The organism is Cypionkella sp. (assembly GCF_034376685.1).
Lineage (GTDB): Bacteria > Pseudomonadota > Alphaproteobacteria > Rhodobacterales > Rhodobacteraceae > Cypionkella.
Map to the genome: position 1 here is coordinate 36,910 of NZ_JAXMJJ010000003.1, position 16,058 is coordinate 52,967.

19 protein-coding genes are annotated in these 16,058 nt (G+C 61.9%); 4 read left to right on the plus strand and 15 right to left on the minus strand.

Annotation, left to right across the window (positions count from 1 at the left end):
• The first annotated feature begins 160 nt into the window (after window positions 1-160).
• Together U1A24_RS01260 and U1A24_RS01265 are read left to right on the plus strand one after the other, a co-directional pair.
• Complete coding sequence (locus U1A24_RS01260) at window positions 161-2,572, plus strand: OmpA family protein (RefSeq protein ID WP_322320183.1); 2,412 nt, start codon at window positions 161-163, stop codon at window positions 2,570-2,572.
• Between the two features lie 109 nt (window positions 2,573-2,681).
• The gene (locus U1A24_RS01265; RefSeq protein ID WP_416173443.1) at window positions 2,682-3,644 is read left to right on the plus strand and encodes an XdhC family protein; all 963 of its coding nucleotides are present in this window, start codon (window positions 2,682-2,684) and stop codon (window positions 3,642-3,644) included.
• Window positions 3,645-3,731: 87 nt separating this feature from the next.
• On the opposite strand, the gene U1A24_RS01270 is transcribed toward U1A24_RS01265, so the two are convergent.
• The 4 genes from U1A24_RS01270 to infC form a co-directional block, all read right to left on the minus strand.
• Window positions 3,732-4,319: a YdeI/OmpD-associated family protein gene (locus tag U1A24_RS01270; protein WP_322320185.1), complete on the minus strand. Its 588-nt coding sequence runs from the start codon at window positions 4,317-4,319 to the stop codon at window positions 3,732-3,734.
• Window positions 4,320-4,402: 83 nt separating this feature from the next.
• Window positions 4,403-4,828 carry an SRPBCC family protein gene (locus tag U1A24_RS01275; protein ID WP_322320186.1) on the minus strand — a complete coding sequence of 142 codons (426 nt, stop codon included), beginning with the start codon at window positions 4,826-4,828 and terminating at the stop codon, window positions 4,403-4,405.
• Window positions 4,818-5,171, minus strand: a complete 354-nt coding sequence (locus U1A24_RS01280) for a metalloregulator ArsR/SmtB family transcription factor (RefSeq protein ID WP_322320187.1) — start codon at window positions 5,169-5,171, stop codon at window positions 4,818-4,820. Before U1A24_RS01280 ends, U1A24_RS01275 begins: the two co-directional genes overlap by 11 nt.
• 114 nt (window positions 5,172-5,285) lie before the next feature.
• Window positions 5,286-5,825, minus strand: a complete 540-nt coding sequence (gene infC / locus U1A24_RS01285) for a translation initiation factor IF-3 (RefSeq protein ID WP_416136380.1) — start codon at window positions 5,823-5,825, stop codon at window positions 5,286-5,288.
• 186 nt (window positions 5,826-6,011) lie between these two features.
• Between infC and U1A24_RS01290 the strand changes: the two genes are divergently transcribed.
• On the plus strand, window positions 6,012-6,530 hold the full coding sequence (locus tag U1A24_RS01290; protein ID WP_322320189.1) for a hypothetical protein: 519 nt from the start codon (window positions 6,012-6,014) through the stop codon (window positions 6,528-6,530).
• Between the two features lie 52 nt (window positions 6,531-6,582).
• On the opposite strand, the gene U1A24_RS01295 is transcribed toward U1A24_RS01290, so the two are convergent.
• From U1A24_RS01295 to U1A24_RS01325, 7 genes are all read right to left on the minus strand, one after another.
• The gene (locus U1A24_RS01295) at window positions 6,583-7,092 is read right to left on the minus strand and encodes an RES family NAD+ phosphorylase (RefSeq protein WP_322320190.1); all 510 of its coding nucleotides are present in this window, start codon (window positions 7,090-7,092) and stop codon (window positions 6,583-6,585) included.
• Window positions 7,073-7,423, minus strand: coding sequence for an MbcA/ParS/Xre antitoxin family protein (locus U1A24_RS01300; RefSeq protein ID WP_322320191.1), 351 nt, complete (start codon window positions 7,421-7,423; stop codon window positions 7,073-7,075). Before U1A24_RS01300 ends, U1A24_RS01295 begins: the two co-directional genes overlap by 20 nt.
• A 119-nt stretch (window positions 7,424-7,542) precedes the next feature.
• Window positions 7,543-8,364 (minus strand): ferredoxin--NADP reductase, encoded by an 822-nt coding sequence (locus U1A24_RS01305; protein WP_322320192.1) that lies wholly within the window; start codon window positions 8,362-8,364, stop codon window positions 7,543-7,545.
• Window positions 8,365-8,481: 117 nt separating this feature from the next.
• The gene (locus U1A24_RS01310; RefSeq protein ID WP_322320193.1) at window positions 8,482-8,886 is read right to left on the minus strand and encodes a DUF934 domain-containing protein; all 405 of its coding nucleotides are present in this window, start codon (window positions 8,884-8,886) and stop codon (window positions 8,482-8,484) included.
• The gene (locus U1A24_RS01315) at window positions 8,883-9,632 is read right to left on the minus strand and encodes a phosphoadenylyl-sulfate reductase (RefSeq protein WP_322320194.1); all 750 of its coding nucleotides are present in this window, start codon (window positions 9,630-9,632) and stop codon (window positions 8,883-8,885) included. The genes U1A24_RS01310 and U1A24_RS01315 overlap by 4 nt, the downstream gene beginning before the upstream one ends.
• The gene (locus tag U1A24_RS01320) at window positions 9,622-11,292 is read right to left on the minus strand and encodes a nitrite/sulfite reductase (RefSeq protein WP_322320195.1); all 1,671 of its coding nucleotides are present in this window, start codon (window positions 11,290-11,292) and stop codon (window positions 9,622-9,624) included. The genes U1A24_RS01315 and U1A24_RS01320 overlap by 11 nt, the downstream gene beginning before the upstream one ends.
• Window positions 11,285-11,629: a DUF2849 domain-containing protein gene (locus tag U1A24_RS01325; RefSeq protein ID WP_322320196.1), complete on the minus strand. Its 345-nt coding sequence runs from the start codon at window positions 11,627-11,629 to the stop codon at window positions 11,285-11,287. Before U1A24_RS01325 ends, U1A24_RS01320 begins: the two co-directional genes overlap by 8 nt.
• Before the next feature lie 286 nt (window positions 11,630-11,915).
• Between U1A24_RS01325 and U1A24_RS01330 the strand changes: the two genes are divergently transcribed.
• Window positions 11,916-12,377 carry an Lrp/AsnC family transcriptional regulator gene (locus U1A24_RS01330; protein WP_054004843.1) on the plus strand — a complete coding sequence of 154 codons (462 nt, stop codon included), beginning with the start codon at window positions 11,916-11,918 and terminating at the stop codon, window positions 12,375-12,377.
• Window positions 12,378-12,526: 149 nt separating this feature from the next.
• On the opposite strand, the gene U1A24_RS01335 is transcribed toward U1A24_RS01330, so the two are convergent.
• The 4 genes from U1A24_RS01335 to U1A24_RS01350 all read right to left on the minus strand — a co-directional run bounded on the left by U1A24_RS01335 (window position 12,527) and on the right by U1A24_RS01350 (window position 16,010).
• On the minus strand, window positions 12,527-13,702 hold the full coding sequence (locus tag U1A24_RS01335; RefSeq protein WP_322320197.1) for a cytochrome P450: 1,176 nt from the start codon (window positions 13,700-13,702) through the stop codon (window positions 12,527-12,529).
• Window positions 13,699-14,628, minus strand: a complete 930-nt coding sequence (locus U1A24_RS01340; RefSeq protein WP_322320198.1) for a DMT family transporter — start codon at window positions 14,626-14,628, stop codon at window positions 13,699-13,701. Before U1A24_RS01340 ends, U1A24_RS01335 begins: the two co-directional genes overlap by 4 nt.
• A 57-nt stretch (window positions 14,629-14,685) precedes the next feature.
• Window positions 14,686-15,429 (minus strand): triose-phosphate isomerase, encoded by a 744-nt coding sequence (tpiA, locus tag U1A24_RS01345; RefSeq protein WP_322320199.1) that lies wholly within the window; start codon window positions 15,427-15,429, stop codon window positions 14,686-14,688.
• A 230-nt stretch (window positions 15,430-15,659) separates the two neighbouring features.
• Window positions 15,660-16,010: an iron-sulfur cluster assembly accessory protein gene (locus tag U1A24_RS01350; protein WP_322320200.1), complete on the minus strand. Its 351-nt coding sequence runs from the start codon at window positions 16,008-16,010 to the stop codon at window positions 15,660-15,662.
• Between the last annotated feature and the right edge of the window lie 48 nt (window positions 16,011-16,058).

A 16,058-nucleotide genomic window follows, 5' to 3' on the forward strand; every position in this document is an offset into this window, starting at 1 on the left:
ACTGCTAGCCGATAACATGTTGAAACCCTGCCAATTTGGCCTGTGGTTTAGCCGCTGTTATCGCATATCACTGCCCATCCTGTGCTTTGATGCCACATCGGCAACCCGGTTTGGAATCAGGTTCGAACCTTGGCTGCCACGCGTTTTGAAAGGACGACCGATGAGAAGAATGCTTGGAACCACCACGGCGCTGTCGATGGCGATGTTCAATGTGCAGCCTTGGCCTTTGCATGCGCAGACACTGACGAAGACGGGTGCCGTCGTGGCCGTTGATGGCACAGTGCTGTGCGAGCCGACCGCAGATGCCGCCTGCGATCCGGCTGCTTTCGTCGATCAGGCCAATGCGATTGCGGCACGGATAGCTGAAGCCGCGGCACAGGCTGAGGCAGATGCCGCTGCTGCTGCACAGGCTGAAGCAGATGCCGCCGCCGCTGCACAGGCCGAGGCAGGTGCTGCCGCCGCTGCACAAGCTGAGGCAGATGCTGCCGCTGCCGCACAGGCGGAGGCTGACGCGAAAGCCGCCGTTGATGCGGAAGCGGCGGCTCAGGCCGATGCTGACGCAAAAGCGCAAGCTGATGCAGAGGCTGCGGCTCAGGCTGACGCAGATGCCAAAGCTGCTGCTGACGCTGCTGCACAAGCCGAGGCTGATGCGAAAGCGGCCGTTGATGCTGCCGCCGCCGAAGCGGATGCGAATGCCGAAGCCGCTGCACAGGCGGATGCCGATGCGAAAGCCGCTGCCGACGCCGCTGTGGCTGCCCAAGCCGAGGCTGACGCGAAAGCCGCGGCCGATGCGGATGAAGCTGCACAAACCGATGCAGACGCAAATGCTGCTCCGGATGCAGAGGCTGCCACGGATGCGGATGCTGCTGCAAAGGCCGAACTCAAAGCGAAAATCAGAGCCAAAGTGATAGCCAAAAAGGCGAAAGAAAAAGCTGACGCTGACGCGGCTGCCGAAACCGCCCCGGCGGAGGAAGCGATCAAAGCGGCACCCGCCGATGACCCGAATGCCGTGCCGATGGATACGACGACCGAAGCAGCGCCTGCTGACCCAGCAACCGAGAAAGTAGCTCCTGCGGATGCCTCCAACGAACCCGCTCCGGTGGAGGGTACTGACCCGGATGCAGCTGATGCGGCTGGCACAGACGAGCCCGTTGTGCTGCCCGCCACGGTCACTGATCCGGCAACCGGAGAAACCCTTGTGGTCGATCCTGCCACCGGAGCCGCGATGAGCGAAGAGGAAGCCGCAGCTCAAGCCGCAGCACAGGAAAAATCCCTCGCCGAAGCGCAAAAGGAAATAGCGGTCGAGGCCGATGGCAGCGTGGTTGATCCCTCGGCTGGCTTGAAAACCGCGCCGCCGGTGATGAACCCCGATACGCCGCCGGTTGACGTCCCGGTCGCCTCTGAAGCCGAGGTTGAAACCCTGACCAACCTGCTGGCGCAGCCGGAGGGCATTGATCCGGCAAGCCTTGGTGCTGCCGCGGCTTTGGCGACGACAGTGGCCACCGCAGAGGGTGAAAAGCCGTCCGATCAGGCACCTCCGGCAGATGCAGTTGCGACGGTGACCGAAATGCTGACCGATGACAGCGTGCGCAGCTCGAAGCAGGAATTCGCGGCGGCCCCTGTTGCCGTGGGCAGCGACAAGAAGAAAAAGAGCGGTCTGTCCGATCTTGAAAAAGTCGGTCTGGTGGCGCTGGGCGCTTTGGTGGTCGGCGCGATCATCAAGGACAACAACAAGGACCGCCGGGGTCGTGAAGGCTCGCAAGTCGTCTCGAATACCGGTGACCGGGTTGTCGTGCTGAAACCGGATGGCACCTATCAGGTCTACAAGGATGATGATGCCGTTCTGCGTCAGCCGGGCTCGAACGTGCGCACTGAGACCTATAAGGATGGCTCGACCCGCTCGATCGTCGAGCGTGCCGATGGCACCCAGATTGTCACGATCCGCGATGCCTCGGGCCGGGTGCTGCGTCGTGCGCAATATGACGAACGTGGCCGTGAATTGGTGCTGATCAACGATCTTGAACCGGAACAGGTGGTGATCGTGCGCGATCTGCCGAAGCCGCGCGAAAATCGGGTGGTGATCTCGGCCAAAGACAACGACTATGCGCTGAAGGCGGCGCTGGCGGCGAAGGATATCGAGAAGATCGGTCGCACCTTCAGCCTGCGCCAGATCCGCGAGATCCCGCAGGTGCGTTGGCTGGCGGCGACGATTGACGTTGATAACGTCAACTTTGCCTCGGGCTCGTCGGCGATCACGGCAGATGAGGCCACGGATCTGGCGGATCTGGGCAGCGTGATGCAGGAAATGCTGGATGCAAACCCCGGTGAGATTTTCCTGATGGAAGGCCACACCGATGCCACGGGCAAGGCCGCGATGAACCTCGCGCTGTCGGACCGTCGTGCGGAATCGGTGGCCTTGGCGCTGACCGAGTATTTCGACATCCCGCCGGAAAACATGGTCATTCAGGGCTATGGTGAGACCGAACTGCGTGTCGACACCCAAGCGGATGAAAAGCGCAACCGTCGCGTGGCGGTGCGGATCATCACGCCGCTGCTGACGGTCGGCAAGTAAGCTTTGCAATAGTGTGGAAGGCCCCGGGGGACACCTCGGGGCCTTTTGCGTTTTCGCGGTGGCGGGTCGGTTGGCTTTGCGGCAAGTTGGCGGGCAAAGGAGCCTTGTGATGAGCCATGATCTGATCCCCGAGCAGGCGCTGGACTGGGCGCGTGCTGGCAAGGGCGCTGCTTTGGCGACGGTGGTGGACACCTGGGGCTCGGCCCCGCGCCGGGCGGGCAGTCAGATGGCGGTGTCGGGCCTGGGAGAAATGGTGGGCTCGGTATCGGGCGGCTGTGTCGAGGGCGCTGTGGTGCTGGAGGCGATGGAGGCAGTTGCGGCAGGGGTGCCCCGGCTGCTGAGCTATGGCGTGGCGGATGACACCGCGTTTTCGGCGGGTCTGGCCTGTGGCGGCACGATCCGGGTTTTGGTGGAGCCGGTGGCACCGATGTTGGGGCTGCTGGAGGCCTTGGTTGCGGCGCGGGCCGCGCGGCGGGCGGTGGGCTATGTGGTGGACTTGGCTGACTGGAGACGCGAGCTGGTTGAAGCGGGTGCCGAGGCTGCGGTGGATCTGCGGCTGCGGGCCGATAAGGCGGGGGTGGAGGAGGGGCGGTTCATCGTGCCGCACAACCCGCCCTTGCGGATGATCGTGGTGGGGGCGGTGCATGTGGCCCAGCCTTTGGTCGCGATGGCGCGGTTGGCGGGATATGATCCGATCCTGATGGACCCCCGGCAGAGTTTCGCGACGGCGGCGCGGTTTCCGGGTGAGGTGATCCTGGACGCTTGGCCGGATGAAGCGTTGCAAGGATTGGGCTTGGACGGCAGGACGGCGGTGGTGACGCTGACCCATGATGTAAAGCTGGACGATCCGGCGATCATGGTGGCGTTGCGGTCGGGGTGTTTTTATCTGGGCTGTCTGGGCTCGAAGAAGACCCATGCGGCGCGGGTGGAGAGGCTGGCGGCGGCGGGGTTCTCGGCGGCTGAAATCTCGCGGATACATGCGCCTGTCGGGTTGGCGATCGGGGCGCAGGGGCCGGGGGAGATTGCGGTGTCTATTCTGGCGCAGGTGACGGCGGTTTTGCGGCAGGTTTAGAGTGGTCCCAACTCGGGACCATTTTTTATTATATTTGTATCAATGACTTGTGGGTCGATGGTAAGGATCTGTTAAGGTTTGCGCAGCCTACCGATCATGCATGCCCTTGCCATCCAGAATCCGGGCGCTGTGCTTTTGGATGCGCGCGGTTTTGGTGGCGGAGGCTTTGGGCTGGTTGAAGTGCAAAAGGTAGCCGCGCTTGCGCCCCGGTGTCAGGGCGTCGAAGGCCTGCGCCAGTTCGGGATTTTCTTCCAGCGCCGCAATCAGTTCTTCGGGGTAGGACAGATCGTCTTTGGCGAAGGTCACTTTCGCGCCGGATTTTTCCAGCGCGATGGCGGCGGCGATCAGCGCCTTGACCGGTTCGGTCGCGGCGGTGATTTCGGCCAGACTGGTGAATTTCGCCATCTTGGCCGAGCGCGAGTTTTCGCCGGGCAGCACCAGCAATCCGGTCGGATCGGGCAACAAGACGCCTTTGAAGAAGCCCAGAACGCAGGCGGCCTTCATGCCGCCCAGAATGACGATGTTGCCGCCTTCGGCGCAGTAGCAGGGGCCGCGCCATTTGAAGGTTTCGGTCAGACCGCAGCCCAGCAGGATCGGGCGCAGGGCGGCCATTTCCGCCTGCCATGCTTGCGGTTTGTTGAAGAAGGCTTCGACTTTCGGGTCTGGATTGCTCATCGCCTGCGCCTTGGTTTCGGGTGCAACTAGGGGTAGCGCAGGCGATGGGGTCTGTCTATTGGGCCGGTGCGCGGGTGGCGGCATCACCCCAGCGTGGCTTCCAGCGCGTTCAGGATGCTGGTCCAACCGCGTTTGTGTCCGTCGCGGCTGTCTTCGGACTTGAAGCGCAGTTGCGTCAGGGTGACGAAGGTGCCGCCGTCTTGCGGGGTGAAGTCGATGCTGATGGTGCTGCCCTCGGCGGAATGCGGCGATTCCCAAGTGAAGCCAAGGCGGCTGTGTGGGGTGATTTCCAGATAGGTGCCGCCATGCGGGATTTCGCGGTCTTCCACCTTCATGGTGATGGCATAGCGGCCACCGACGCGGGGATCGGTTTCGGCATGGGCGACGCTGACGCCTTCCCCCGAGGTCATGAACTTCAGCAGCATTTTCGGGTCGAGCCATGCCGCGAAGACGCGTTCGGGCGGGGCTGCGATCAGGCGGGATACGGTGAGGGAAAGTTCATCGGTCATCATTCGGCTCCTTGGTGAGAAGGTCATCGAGTTTTTCCAGTCGCAGCGCCCAGATCGAGCGCAATCCGGCGAACCACTGGTCAATCAGCGCCAGCGGGGCCATCTGCACCTCGATCAGGTGCTCGCGCCACAGGGTGCGGCGGCTCACAAGTCCGGCTTGCTCCAGCACTTTGATGTGTTTGGAGACCGCGTTGAGGCTGATGTCAAAATGCGCGGCAATCTCGGTGACACGGGTGGGGCCAGCTTGCGCCAGCAGGGTGAGGATGCCGCGGCGGGTCGGATCGCTGGCGGCTTTGAGGATTTCGGTGAGAGGATCTTGAGCGGGGGCTTGTTGTTCAACCATATGGGTGAATTATACCGTTGCGGTGCATCAGTCAACCAAAAAGTGGAATGATGAGATCTGGACATGAAAAAGGGGGCCAGTGGCCCCCAAATTCCGTATGTTTGTTGCGACGCCTTACTTCGGCGTCACCATCATCACCATCTGACGGCCTTCAAGGCGCGGCATTGATTCGATTTTACCGGCTTCACCGACATCGGCAGCGACGCGGTTCAGCAGTTCCAGACCAAGTTCCTGGTGCGCCATCTCACGACCCCGGAAGCGCAGGGTGACTTTCACCTTGTCGCCTTCTTCGAGGAATTTCAGCACCGAGCGCATCTTCACGTCATAGTCATGCGTGTCGGTGCCGGGGCGGAACTTGATCTCTTTGATCTCGATAATGTGCTGTTTCTTGCGGGCTTCGGCCTCACGCTTCTGCTGTTCATACTTGAACTTGCCGAAATCCATGATTTTACACACCGGCGGCTCGGCATTCGGCGAGATTTCCACCAGATCGAGCCCGGCTTCCTCGGCCATCTGCATCGCGCGTGCGGGGGTGACGACGCCGACATTTTCCCCATCAGCGCCGATCAGGCGAATCTCGGGCGACCGGATGCGATCGTTGATGCGCGGGCCGGTTTCGCGTTGCGGCGGGGCATTGTGAGGTCTGCGGGCTATGGTGTTGGTCCTTTGAATGGTTATTAGCTGGCGCAAGATAGTCTTGTGAGGCCCAAGCTTCAACCTGAAAAGCGGCGTTTGGTTCCGGCGTGTGATATCGCGGGTGCAGCCTAGGTCTTTTCATTTGCGGCAGATTCTGTCAAAGCTGGGGTCAACCGAAGGCTAATCGGTATTGGGAGAATGAACATGAACAAGAACGTCCTTATCGGCATCGTCCTGATCGCTCTGGCTGGCGCTGGCTATTATCAGTTCAGCATGAAGCCTGCTCAGGAAGCGGCTGAAATGGCTGCGGCTGAAGCCAAAGCTGCGGAAGAAGCGGCTGCCAAGGCAGCGGAAGAAGCTGCTGCGGCGACCAAAAAGGCCGCGGATGATGCGGCGGCTGCGGCGGCTGCGGCGGCAACTGAAGCGGCGGCAGCGACCACCGAAGCTGCGGGCGATGCGGCGGCAGCAGCAACCGATGCGGCAAATGATGCAGCGGCGGCCACCACCGAAGCGGCTGCGGCGGCTGCTACGGCTGTCACCGATGCGGCAGCGGTTCTGGACCCGGCAAACTTTGACGCAGTGAAGGTCAACGCTTTGATCGACGCTTCGGCGCTGGATGCTGCGCTGAAAACCACGCTGAAAGCCGGTGTTGATGCGGCGGCGGCTGATGCAGCAAAAGTGCCGGAAGCTCTGGCTGCTGTGAAGACCGCTCTGGGTCTGTAATCTGCTTTCGGGCAAAACGGGCCGCGCCGGGGAAACCCGAGCGCGGCCTTTTTCATTGCAGGCGGTGCTCGGTGTCGATCAGCTTCAGATTGGGCCAGTGCCATAGCACCAGATTGCGCGCGTTTGGCGGGCCACCTTTGGCGTAAGACGGCGCGATGAGGCCGGTGTAGCCCGCAGCGATCAGGGTTTCGCTGATGTCTTGCGCGGTAGAGCTGCCGTGTGCCAGCATTTGCAAGCGCCAGTCATCGGCGGCAAGATCAGCGGCTTTGATGCCGTGGGCCGTCAGATGCGCGGGGTTGGTGGCGTCAAAGAGATTGGCTAGATCGGCGTCGTAGCTGACCAGCGTGACCGGCTCGAACGGGCGGCCGATCTGGTTGGCCTCGGCCACAGCGCCCATCACTGTCATCGCGGTGTAAAGCGCTGCGCGACCTTTGGCGTTGAAGCGGCCGCCGTGGCGTTTGGCACCTTCGCCTGAGAGCGGATCGCGCGCCCAGATCGGGTTGAGGGCGCGGTAGAGCGGGCCTTGGTAGCTGGTGGCGGGATCAGGCAAAGCCGCCCGCATCCACCGCGTCGATATAATCCATCACCGCCGCTGCCTTGCCATCTTGCAGCAACCGCGCCGGGGTCAGGCCACCAAAGCCGGGCAGCGGTTCGGATCGGAACCACGCATAGGCAATAAGGCCCGAGCCAAAGCGCGGGGTCAGGCGGTTGATGATTTCCACCATCTCGCGCAGCCGGGTTTGGGTTTTTGCCGAAGCCAAGCGATCCTTGCGTGCAATCGCGTCGCGGCCAAGGCCAGCGGTGCGGGCGATTTCATCTTGCGTGGTCAGCCATTCCTCGGCCAACAGCCGGGGCTGGAACAGGGCTTTGTCGGAAAAGGCGAGGATGTTCATAGCGACCTCCATACGGACTGACTGGAATATAGGTCAATCTGTGTGGAAAGTCAAAGGGCGTGGGCTCTTGGGCTTTCAGACTGGCTTAAATACTCCCGCCAAGATGAAATAGCTTTGCGTCAGATCCCGTCGCCGACGAAGGCTTTTTCGACCACGAACTGCTTCGGGTCAGAATTGGCACCTTCGTGCAGCCCGAAACCTTCGAGGATGGCTTTGACATCGACATTGAACGCAAGGCTGCCGCACACCATGGCGCGGTCTTCTTCCGGGTTCATTTTCGGCAGGCCGAGGTCGGCGAAGACCTTGCCGGACGCAAGGTTATCGGTGACGCGGCCCATGTGATGGAAGGATTCGCGGGTGGTGGTGGGGTAGTAGAGCAGTTTTTCGCCCACCAACTCACCGATCAGCGGGTCTTCGGCAAGGCTTTCGACGACGGATTGACCGTAAGCAAGTTCAGCGACCTCGCGGCAGGTGTGCATCATGATGACTTGGTCGTATTTCTCGTAGGTTTCAGGCTCGCGCAGCAGGCTGGCGAAAGGGGCGAAACCGGTGCCGGTGGACAGCAGCCACAGGCGTTTGCCGGGCAGCAGGGCGTCATGCACCAGAGTGCCGACGGGTTTCGGGCGCAGGATGATCTCATCTCCGACTTGGATGTGCTGGAGTTTTGAGGTCAGCGGGCCGTCTGGCACCTTGATCGAGTAGAATTCGAGTTCGTCATCCCAAGCCGGCGAGGCGATGGAATAGGCGCGCAGCAGGGGTTTGCCGGTGTCGCCCATCAGGCCGATCATCACGAATTCGCCCGAGCGGAAGCGCAGGGTTTTCGGGCGACTGACGCGGAACGAGAACAGACGGTCGGTCCAATGTTTCACCGAAGTGACGGTTTGCGCATCGGGCAGGTGGGGTTTGGCGACTGCGACGGTTGCTTCGGCGGAGGAGGACATGCGGGTTCTCTCGATTATTTCGTTCGTATACATACAAATTTTTCAGGCTTGCGTAAACAAAAACCTGCATAGGTCGGCGCGATAGTAGAACCGATACCGGGGCGGGGGGAATTGGACTTAAGCGCGCAGGCGGGATTGGTAGTCATGCGCCTTCCAGTCAGCGCGGAATTTCCATTGCGCTTCGGGTTGGCGGGCGGCCATCTCGTCTGGGATTTCCACATCGTCAAAGCCGGTGCGCCGCGCCATCGGGTATTGATCGGCAATCACCGGACCCATCGCGCGCAGATGGCCTTTGTAGCCAAGCGCACGCAGACGGTGGCCGATGGTGAAGGCGCGGCCATCCGAAAACGCCGGGAAGGCGATGCGGATCAGGGTAAGGTCTGCCAGATAGGGCAGCAGAGCCTCGGGCACGTCGGTGTGCAACAGATCCACCGTGCCTTGGTGACTGGCAATGTCGGCCAAGGCGACGGCGTTAACCTGCGGCGCGGGCGAGAAGCCCTGATCGGTGACGAGGACGCTCATGCGGCGGTATCCTTTCTGATCGGCACGGCTTTGCCATTGATGAAATGGATGCCGCATTCGGTTTTTTCCTGACCGCGCCAGCGGCCCGAGCGGGGGTCTTCGCCGGGGGCGACTTTGCTGGTGCAAGGCGCGCAACCGATGCTGGGGTAGCCTTGGGCGACCAAAGGATGCCGCGGCAGGCGGTTGTTGACGATGTATTCTTCCAGATCGTCGCGACCCCAGTGGGCGAGCGGATTGACCTTGATGCGGGTGTCGCCTTCGGCCTCGAAGAACTCTACCGCTTGCCGGGTGGAGCCTTGGAAGCGTTTGCGCCCGGTGATCCAGCCGTCAAACGGGGCGAGGGCGCGTTCCAGTGGTTCCACCTTGCGCACGGCGCAGCAAGCATCAGTGTTGAACTGGTGCAGCGTGTTGTCGGGGTCTTCAAACGCCACGCGCGGCTGGGCGGCGCGGATGGTGCGCACGTCGCAGAGGTGGAGTTTTTCCGCCAATTCGCGTTGGTAATCAAGGGTTTCCTGAAACAACATGCGGGTGTCGATGAACAGCACCGGGGTTTCCGGGGCGATCACCGAAACCAGATGCAGCAGCACCACGGATTCCGCGCCGAACGACGAGACCAACGCGACTTGGCCCAGATCATCATCCTTCAGCGCATGTTCCAGCACCGAGGTGGCGGCGTGGTGTTTGTAGCGCGCATTCAGTGCGGCCACCCGGTCTGCGACCGAGCCTGCGGGGAAATCACGCGGCATCACGCCCGCCCTCAGCCTCATACAGTGCTGATTTGAACGGGGCAAAGCCGACGCGGCGGTAGGTTTGCAGGAAGGTCTCGGAGGGCGCTTCGCGGGTGGCAAGGTAGGCGCGGATGATCCGCTCGATGGCGGGGACGATTTCGTCATAGGCGAAACCGGGGCCGGTTTTCTCGCCAATGGCGGCGGTTTCGGTGCCGTCACCGCCCAGCGTGATCTGGTAGTTCTCAACCCCTGCGCGGTCCAATCCCAAGATGCCGATATGGCCGACATGGTGGTGACCGCAGGCGTTGATGCAGCCCGAGATCTTGATCTTCAGCGGGCCGACGTCATGCTCCAGCTTGAGTTCCTCAAAGCGCAGCGACAGTTCTTGCGCGACCGGGATCGAGCGGGCGGTGGCCAGCGCGCAATAATCCATGCCGGGGCAGGCGATGATATCGGAAAGCAAGCCGACATTGGCGGTGCCGAGGCCCGCTTGGGCGAGGGCCGCGTGGACAGCAGGCAGGTCGGATTTATGCACATGCGGCAGGATGACGTTCTGCTCGTGGCTGATGCGCAGATCGTTGTGACCGTATTTTTCCGCAAGATCGGCCATCACGCGCATCTGCGCAGAGGTGGCATCGCCGGGGGTTTCGCCGTGGGCTTTCACTGAAATGGTGACGATGGCGTATTGGTCGTTGCGGTGTTGCGCGAGGTTGGTATCGACCCAAGCGCGGAAGATCGGGTCGGCCTTGTAGAAGGCGTCGTAGCCATCGGTCGGCGCATTGCGGAACGCCGGCGGGGCGAAGGCGGCGCGGATGTCATCAAGCAGGACTTGATCGGCACCGCCGAATTGCAGGCGGGTTTCCAGGAAGCGTTCTTCGATCATCCGAGAAATCTCTTCCCGGCCAGTCTCATGCACGGTGATCTTGATGCGGGCTTTGTATTTGTTATCGCGACGGCCGAGCACGTTGTAGACCGACAGTACAGCCTCGACATAGGGCAGCAGGTCGGCGATGGGCAGGAACTCGCGGACGGTGAAGGCGATCATCGGGGTGCGGCCAAGGCCACCGCCGACCATGACTTCAAAGCCGGGTTCGCCTGCGGCATTGCGGACCATGCGCAGGCCGATGTCATGCGCCTTGGTGACCGCGCGGTCGTTGGGGGAGCCGGTGATGGCAATCTTGAATTTGCGCGGCAGGAACTGGAACTCCGGGTGGTCGGTGGACCATTGGCGCAGAAGTTCCGCATAGGGGCGGGGGTCTTCGATCTCATCCGCGGCGGCACCGGCGAAATGATCGGCGGTGACGTTGCGCACGCAGTTGCCGCTGGTCTGGATCGCGTGCATCTGCACATCCGCCAAAGCGGTGAGGATCGCGGGCACGTCGGGCAGTTTCGGCCAGTTGAACTGGATGTTCTGCCGGGTGGTGAAATGGCCGTAGCCTTTGTCCCAGGTGTCGGCGATCAGTGCGAGTTGCCGCATTTGGGTCGGGTTCAGGGTGCCGTACGGGATGGCGATCCGCAGCATATAGGCGTGCAGTTGCAGATAAAGCCCGTTCATCAGGCGCAGCGGGCGGAATTCATCCTCGGTCAGGCTGCCATCCAGACGGCGGGTCACCTGATCGGAGAATTGCGCGACGCGGGCGCGGACGAAGGATTCGTCGAAGTCGGAATAGTCATACATTGTGCAAATCCACTTGCTTGCCCAGATCCACTTGCTTGCCCAAGTCTACTTGCTTGCCATGCGCGTAATTGGAGGGGCCACGGGTGCGGAAGGCCTCGCGGAAATGCACAGGCTCGGGGCCGTTCGGGCCAGCTTTGGCATCTGCGAGGTAAGCGCCGACAATGACGTTGCGCTGTGCGGCACCAAACAGCAGCCGGATTTGCGCGTGGGCTTCGTCCTCGATCAGTTCGGCCTCGTGATGCAAACGGGTCCAGCTGTCATCGGCAGTAAGGTAGACCACGTCGCCTTCGCGCAGATCATTGGCGGTGACGACTTTTGGGATAAACTGGCGGCTCATGCTGGCGCCCCTTTTGATGCGGTCGATGCGAATGTGTTCAGTGCGGCGGCTGCGCGCATAGGCGCGACGCGGTAATGGATCACGCGGCAGCCCGCAAGGGTGGTGCGGCGGTTGACGGATGCTGGCAGAGGGGCGAGCGCGCGGGTCATGGGGCAATCCAGTGGTTTTACCTGCCCAATATAGGATATTTTCCCCTGTTTTCGCCAGTCCCCCTTGCGGATAAGGAAGAATGTTCCGATAGTCTGGCGGAATGGAATGAATTTCTGCAAAGCAAGGTGTCTGGCGAATGGCGGCCCAGTTGGATGAGTTGGATCGGAAAATTCTTGCCGAGTTGCAAGAGGATGCCGAGCAGTCGTTGGATGAAATCGCCCGCAAGGTGGGCTCGTCGAAAACCCCGGTGTGGAACCGGATCCGGCGGATGCGCGAGCAGGGGGTGATCCTGAAGCAGACCGCGTTGCTGGATGCCGAAAGCTTGGGGCTGGAGGCGTGTTTTTTCGTGCTGATCCGCACCTCCGAGCATGAAGCCGACTGGCAGCGCAAATTCTTGCAGGTGCTGCGCAGCCGTCCCGAGGTGCTGGAGGCGCATCGCTTGGCGGGCGATATCGACTATATCCTGAAGGTGCGGGTGAAGAACGCGCGGGCCTATGACACGTTTTATCAGGCGCTGATCTCGGAAGTGAAGATCTACAACGTGACGGCGCTTTTGAGCATGGAAGAGATCAAGGCGACCACGGTGTTGCCGCTGTAACCAAGGCGAAATTCAACAGAACGAATTTCAGGGGGCATTCTGCCCCCTCGGCTTCGCCTCACCCCCTGAGAATATTTCGGCCAATGTGAAAGGGCTTTCATACTGGTCTAAATACTTCGGGGTGAGCCTGAAAGGCGAGGGGCTGGCCCCTAGTCTGCCTGAACCATCAATTTGGTCAGACCGTGGAAGTGATAGACATCGCCGTAGACCGGCGCCTCCACCAGTCGCAGTTTCGGCAAGCGTTGGAACAGGATCGGCAGGGCGGCTTGCAACTCCAGCCGGGCAAGCGGGGCACCGACGCAGAAATGCAGGCCTGCGCCGAAGCTGGTATGCGGTTTGACCGGGCGGTTCGGTTGGAACTGCGCAGGTTTCTCCCAGAGGCCGGGGTCGCGGTTGGCGGCAGCCAGCAGCAGCGCCACCTGATCGCCGCGATGGAAGGTGTGGCCCATCACCTCGATGTCTTCATAGGCCCAGCGGGTGAACATATGCAAAGCGGGATCGAAGCGCAGGATTTCCTCAACGCAGGTTTCGGCATTCTCGGGAGTGACGGTATTGCCGGTTTGCAGCAGGGTTTTCACGCCATTGCCGATGGTGTGGACGGTGGCCTCATGGCCTGCGTTCAGCAAAAGGATGCAGGTGGTGATCAGCTCATCGGTGGTCAGCTTCTCACCGGCTTCTTCGGCGGCGATCAGCGACGTGATCAGATCGTCACGCGGGTCTTGGCGGCGGGCTTCGACATACTGCCGCAGGAAGGCGACGAACGCCTCGGTTGCGGCAATCGCGCGGTCTTCGCGGGCACGGTCGCGGCCAGCCATATACATGCCGACCATGGCGTTGGACCATTTGAGCAGGTTATTCGACATGGATTCCGGCACACCCAGCAGGCGGGCGATGATGATCACCGGCAGCTTTTGGCCAAAATGCGCCAGCAAATCGAACGGGCCAGCGGGAAAGTCGTCGATCAGCTGGTGGGTCAGGGCCTCGATCTCGGGCTGCAAAGCGGCGATGCGGCGCGAGGTGAAGGCGCGCAGCACCAGACCGCGCAGGCGGGTGTGGCGGGGCGGTTCCAGCTCCAGCATCGAATGAGCTTCGACCGCATAGAACGGTTTCAGATGGTCGGGGATTTTTGGCGCGAGCTCCGCAGGGGCTTCACGGCCAAAGCGGCGGTCGCGGAAAATCGCACTGACGGCTGCGGCATTGCCGGTGCAGGCCATGCCGTATTCGGCCCAGTGAAAGAACGGACCTGCCGCGCGGGCGGTCTCATAGAACGGATAGGGGTTTTGCACGAAGGCGGGATCAAGCGGGGATTGGTGCAGAGTTTTCATGCGCGACGACGCCCTAACGGAATGATGCCTTGGGCGATCAGCACGCCCACGGCGACGAGGCCAGCGGCGGCGGCCTGACCCCAATCCCAGCGCCCCCCCAGCAGGAACAGGATGATCATGACGTAGAAGGGGGCGGCGTTGATATGCAGCCCGGACAGGCCGATGCCGAGTTTCTCGACCGACATGATCCACATCAGTTGGCTGATCCCTAGGGATCCGACCGAGAAAATCAGCAGGGCCGCAAGTTCGTTCCAGCCCCAGCCACTGAATTCAGGCGGTGGGGTGCCAGCCGCAATACCCAAAGCCGCGACGGTCGAGACCGCAATTGCCGCGCCGGAAATCGTAAGGGCGGTGCGACCAATTGGCGAAAGACCAGGAAAGGCGGTGACGGTCAGCCGCGAGCCTAAAGCAAAGGACACCACCGAGCCGAAGCAGAGCAGGGCGCCGAAGCCCAAGGACATCCCGCCAGCCTTGAAATCCAGCGCCAGCATGCCGCCAACCAGCGACAACAGCAGCCCGATGATCAGCGCCGGTTTCAGTTTGCGGCCATCCAGCACGACCTCAAGCGCGATGCCGACGACGGGAAGGGTGGCCGAGATCACCGCTGCGGTCACAGCACCGCCGCGTGCCTGACCTTGCACCAGAAACCATGCGCCAAGCCCGATCAGGCTGCCCACGGCAATGCCTTTCAGCCAGTTGACGCGGGTTAAAGCGCCCGGCCCCTCCATCAGCGCCCAGACCGGAAGCAGCGCCAAGGCGGCCAATGCCATCCGCAAAGCGCTCAACTGATCCGCAGGCAGCAGCGGGATGATCAGATCGGCCGCAGGCAAGCCCGCCGCCCAGATCAGCCTGGAGGCCATGCAGATCAGATTGGCGGCCAGAAGATTTGGCGCGGGTGCGGCGGGGTTGGTGATTTGCACGGTCATCGGCTCAATCTAGCGGGGCAGGTGTACGCGGGCTGATCCGTCCGCGACGCGCGCAGGTCAGGCTGCGGCGAGGGCGCTGACAATCGCACCGAAATCGGCGGCCTTCAGGCTGGCTCCGCCGACCAAAGCACCATCGACATCCGGCACCGCGAAGATCTCGGCGGCGTTCGAGGGTTTCACCGAGCCGCCGTAGAGCAGACGCACGCCAGCGGCCGCTGTGCCGATACGACCGGTGAGGCGGGTGCGCAGAAAGGCGTGAACCTCGGCTATTTGCTCCAGCGTGGGCGTGCGCCCGGTGCCGATCGCCCAGACCGGCTCGTAAGCCAGCACAAGATTGGCGGCGGTGGCATTGTGAGGAACCGAGCCGTCCAGTTGCGCGCCGATCACCGCAAGGGTTTCGTCGGCATCGCGCTGCGCTTCGGTCTCGCCCAAGCACACCACGGCGATCAGACCGGCTGCGATGGCGGCTTCGGCCTTGGCCAGCACCAAAGCGTCGGTTTCGCCATGATCGGCGCGGCGTTCGGAATGGCCAAGGATCACATGGCTTGCGCCCGCATCCACCAGCATTGCGGCGGAAATATCGCCAGTATGCGCGCCAGACGCGTTCGGGTGGCAATCCTGACCGCCGACATGCAGCGCAGATCCGGCGGCCAGCGCCGCCATCTCTGCCAGCAACGTGGTGGGGGGGCAGAGCAGCATGTCACAGGCCGGGGCAGGATGTGCCGCCAGAAGGGCTGTAACTTCGGCCAAAGCCGCCCGGTTGCCATTCATTTTCCAGTTGCCCGCGGCCAGCTTTTTCATCGCATCCTCCCAATGTTGGACAAAGGGTTAGCGAAGCCTGCAGTGAAGGGAAAGGCCCTAGCCCTTGCTCTTTTGAAAATACTCAAACTTCACCCAACAGCACAGCAAACACGGGGGATCAAACCCAGCCGCAACGCTGCATCCAGCGCCAACCGCGCGCAAGCGCTCAAGGGGCTTGCGGCGGCACGCCGCGCGATCAGATCACCGGGATCAGGCCACAAACCGCCAGATCAGGCGTCTTTGAACTTGATGCTTTCGCCGCAACCGCAGGCTTCCGCCACGTTGGGGTTGTTGAACTTGAAGCCCGCGTGCAAAAGATCGCTCTCGTAATCAATCTGCGTGCCAAACAGGAACATCTGCGCCATCGGTGCGATCAGCACCCGTGCGCCGTCCTGTTCGACCACTTCGTCCATCGGATTGGCTTCCGCCACATAATCCATGGTGTATTCCATCCCCGCGCAGCCACCTTTTTTGATGCCAATACGCAGCCCCTGCGAGCCTTGTTTCTGCATCAGCCGCGCAATTTGCTTGGCGGCGATCGGGGTCAGAGTGACGGCGGCTTTGCCGGGAATACCGAACATGAGGTTGGTCCTTTAAGCTATGCAGCAAAGATAGGATTACAGCAGGCG

Coding starts and splice junctions, on each gene's coding strand:
- U1A24_RS01265 (WP_416173443.1), top strand. CDS start 2,682: ATGAGCCATGATCTGATCCCCGAGCAGGCGCTGGACTGGGCGCGTGCT.
- U1A24_RS01340 (WP_322320198.1), bottom strand. CDS start 14,628: ATGACCGTGCAAATCACCAACCCCGCCGCACCCGCGCCAAATCTTCTG.
- U1A24_RS01330 (WP_054004843.1), top strand. CDS start 11,916: ATGGCGGCCCAGTTGGATGAGTTGGATCGGAAAATTCTTGCCGAGTTG.
- U1A24_RS01305 (WP_322320192.1), bottom strand. CDS start 8,364: ATGTCCTCCTCCGCCGAAGCAACCGTCGCAGTCGCCAAACCCCACCTG.
- U1A24_RS01350 (WP_322320200.1), bottom strand. CDS start 16,010: ATGTTCGGTATTCCCGGCAAAGCCGCCGTCACTCTGACCCCGATCGCC.
- U1A24_RS01315 (WP_322320194.1), bottom strand. CDS start 9,632: ATGCCGCGTGATTTCCCCGCAGGCTCGGTCGCAGACCGGGTGGCCGCA.
- U1A24_RS01320 (WP_322320195.1), bottom strand. CDS start 11,292: ATGTATGACTATTCCGACTTCGACGAATCCTTCGTCCGCGCCCGCGTC.
- U1A24_RS01295 (WP_322320190.1), bottom strand. CDS start 7,092: ATGCGGGCGGCTTTGCCTGATCCCGCCACCAGCTACCAAGGCCCGCTC.
- U1A24_RS01260 (WP_322320183.1), top strand. CDS start 161: ATGAGAAGAATGCTTGGAACCACCACGGCGCTGTCGATGGCGATGTTC.
- U1A24_RS01280 (WP_322320187.1), bottom strand. CDS start 5,171: ATGGTTGAACAACAAGCCCCCGCTCAAGATCCTCTCACCGAAATCCTC.
- U1A24_RS01270 (WP_322320185.1), bottom strand. CDS start 4,319: ATGAGCAATCCAGACCCGAAAGTCGAAGCCTTCTTCAACAAACCGCAA.
- U1A24_RS01335 (WP_322320197.1), bottom strand. CDS start 13,702: ATGAAAACTCTGCACCAATCCCCGCTTGATCCCGCCTTCGTGCAAAAC.
- U1A24_RS01300 (WP_322320191.1), bottom strand. CDS start 7,423: ATGAACATCCTCGCCTTTTCCGACAAAGCCCTGTTCCAGCCCCGGCTG.
- tpiA (WP_322320199.1), bottom strand. CDS start 15,429: ATGAAAAAGCTGGCCGCGGGCAACTGGAAAATGAATGGCAACCGGGCG.
- U1A24_RS01310 (WP_322320193.1), bottom strand. CDS start 8,886: ATGAGCGTCCTCGTCACCGATCAGGGCTTCTCGCCCGCGCCGCAGGTT.
- U1A24_RS01325 (WP_322320196.1), bottom strand. CDS start 11,629: ATGAGCCGCCAGTTTATCCCAAAAGTCGTCACCGCCAATGATCTGCGC.
- U1A24_RS01275 (WP_322320186.1), bottom strand. CDS start 4,828: ATGACCGATGAACTTTCCCTCACCGTATCCCGCCTGATCGCAGCCCCG.
- U1A24_RS01290 (WP_322320189.1), top strand. CDS start 6,012: ATGAACAAGAACGTCCTTATCGGCATCGTCCTGATCGCTCTGGCTGGC.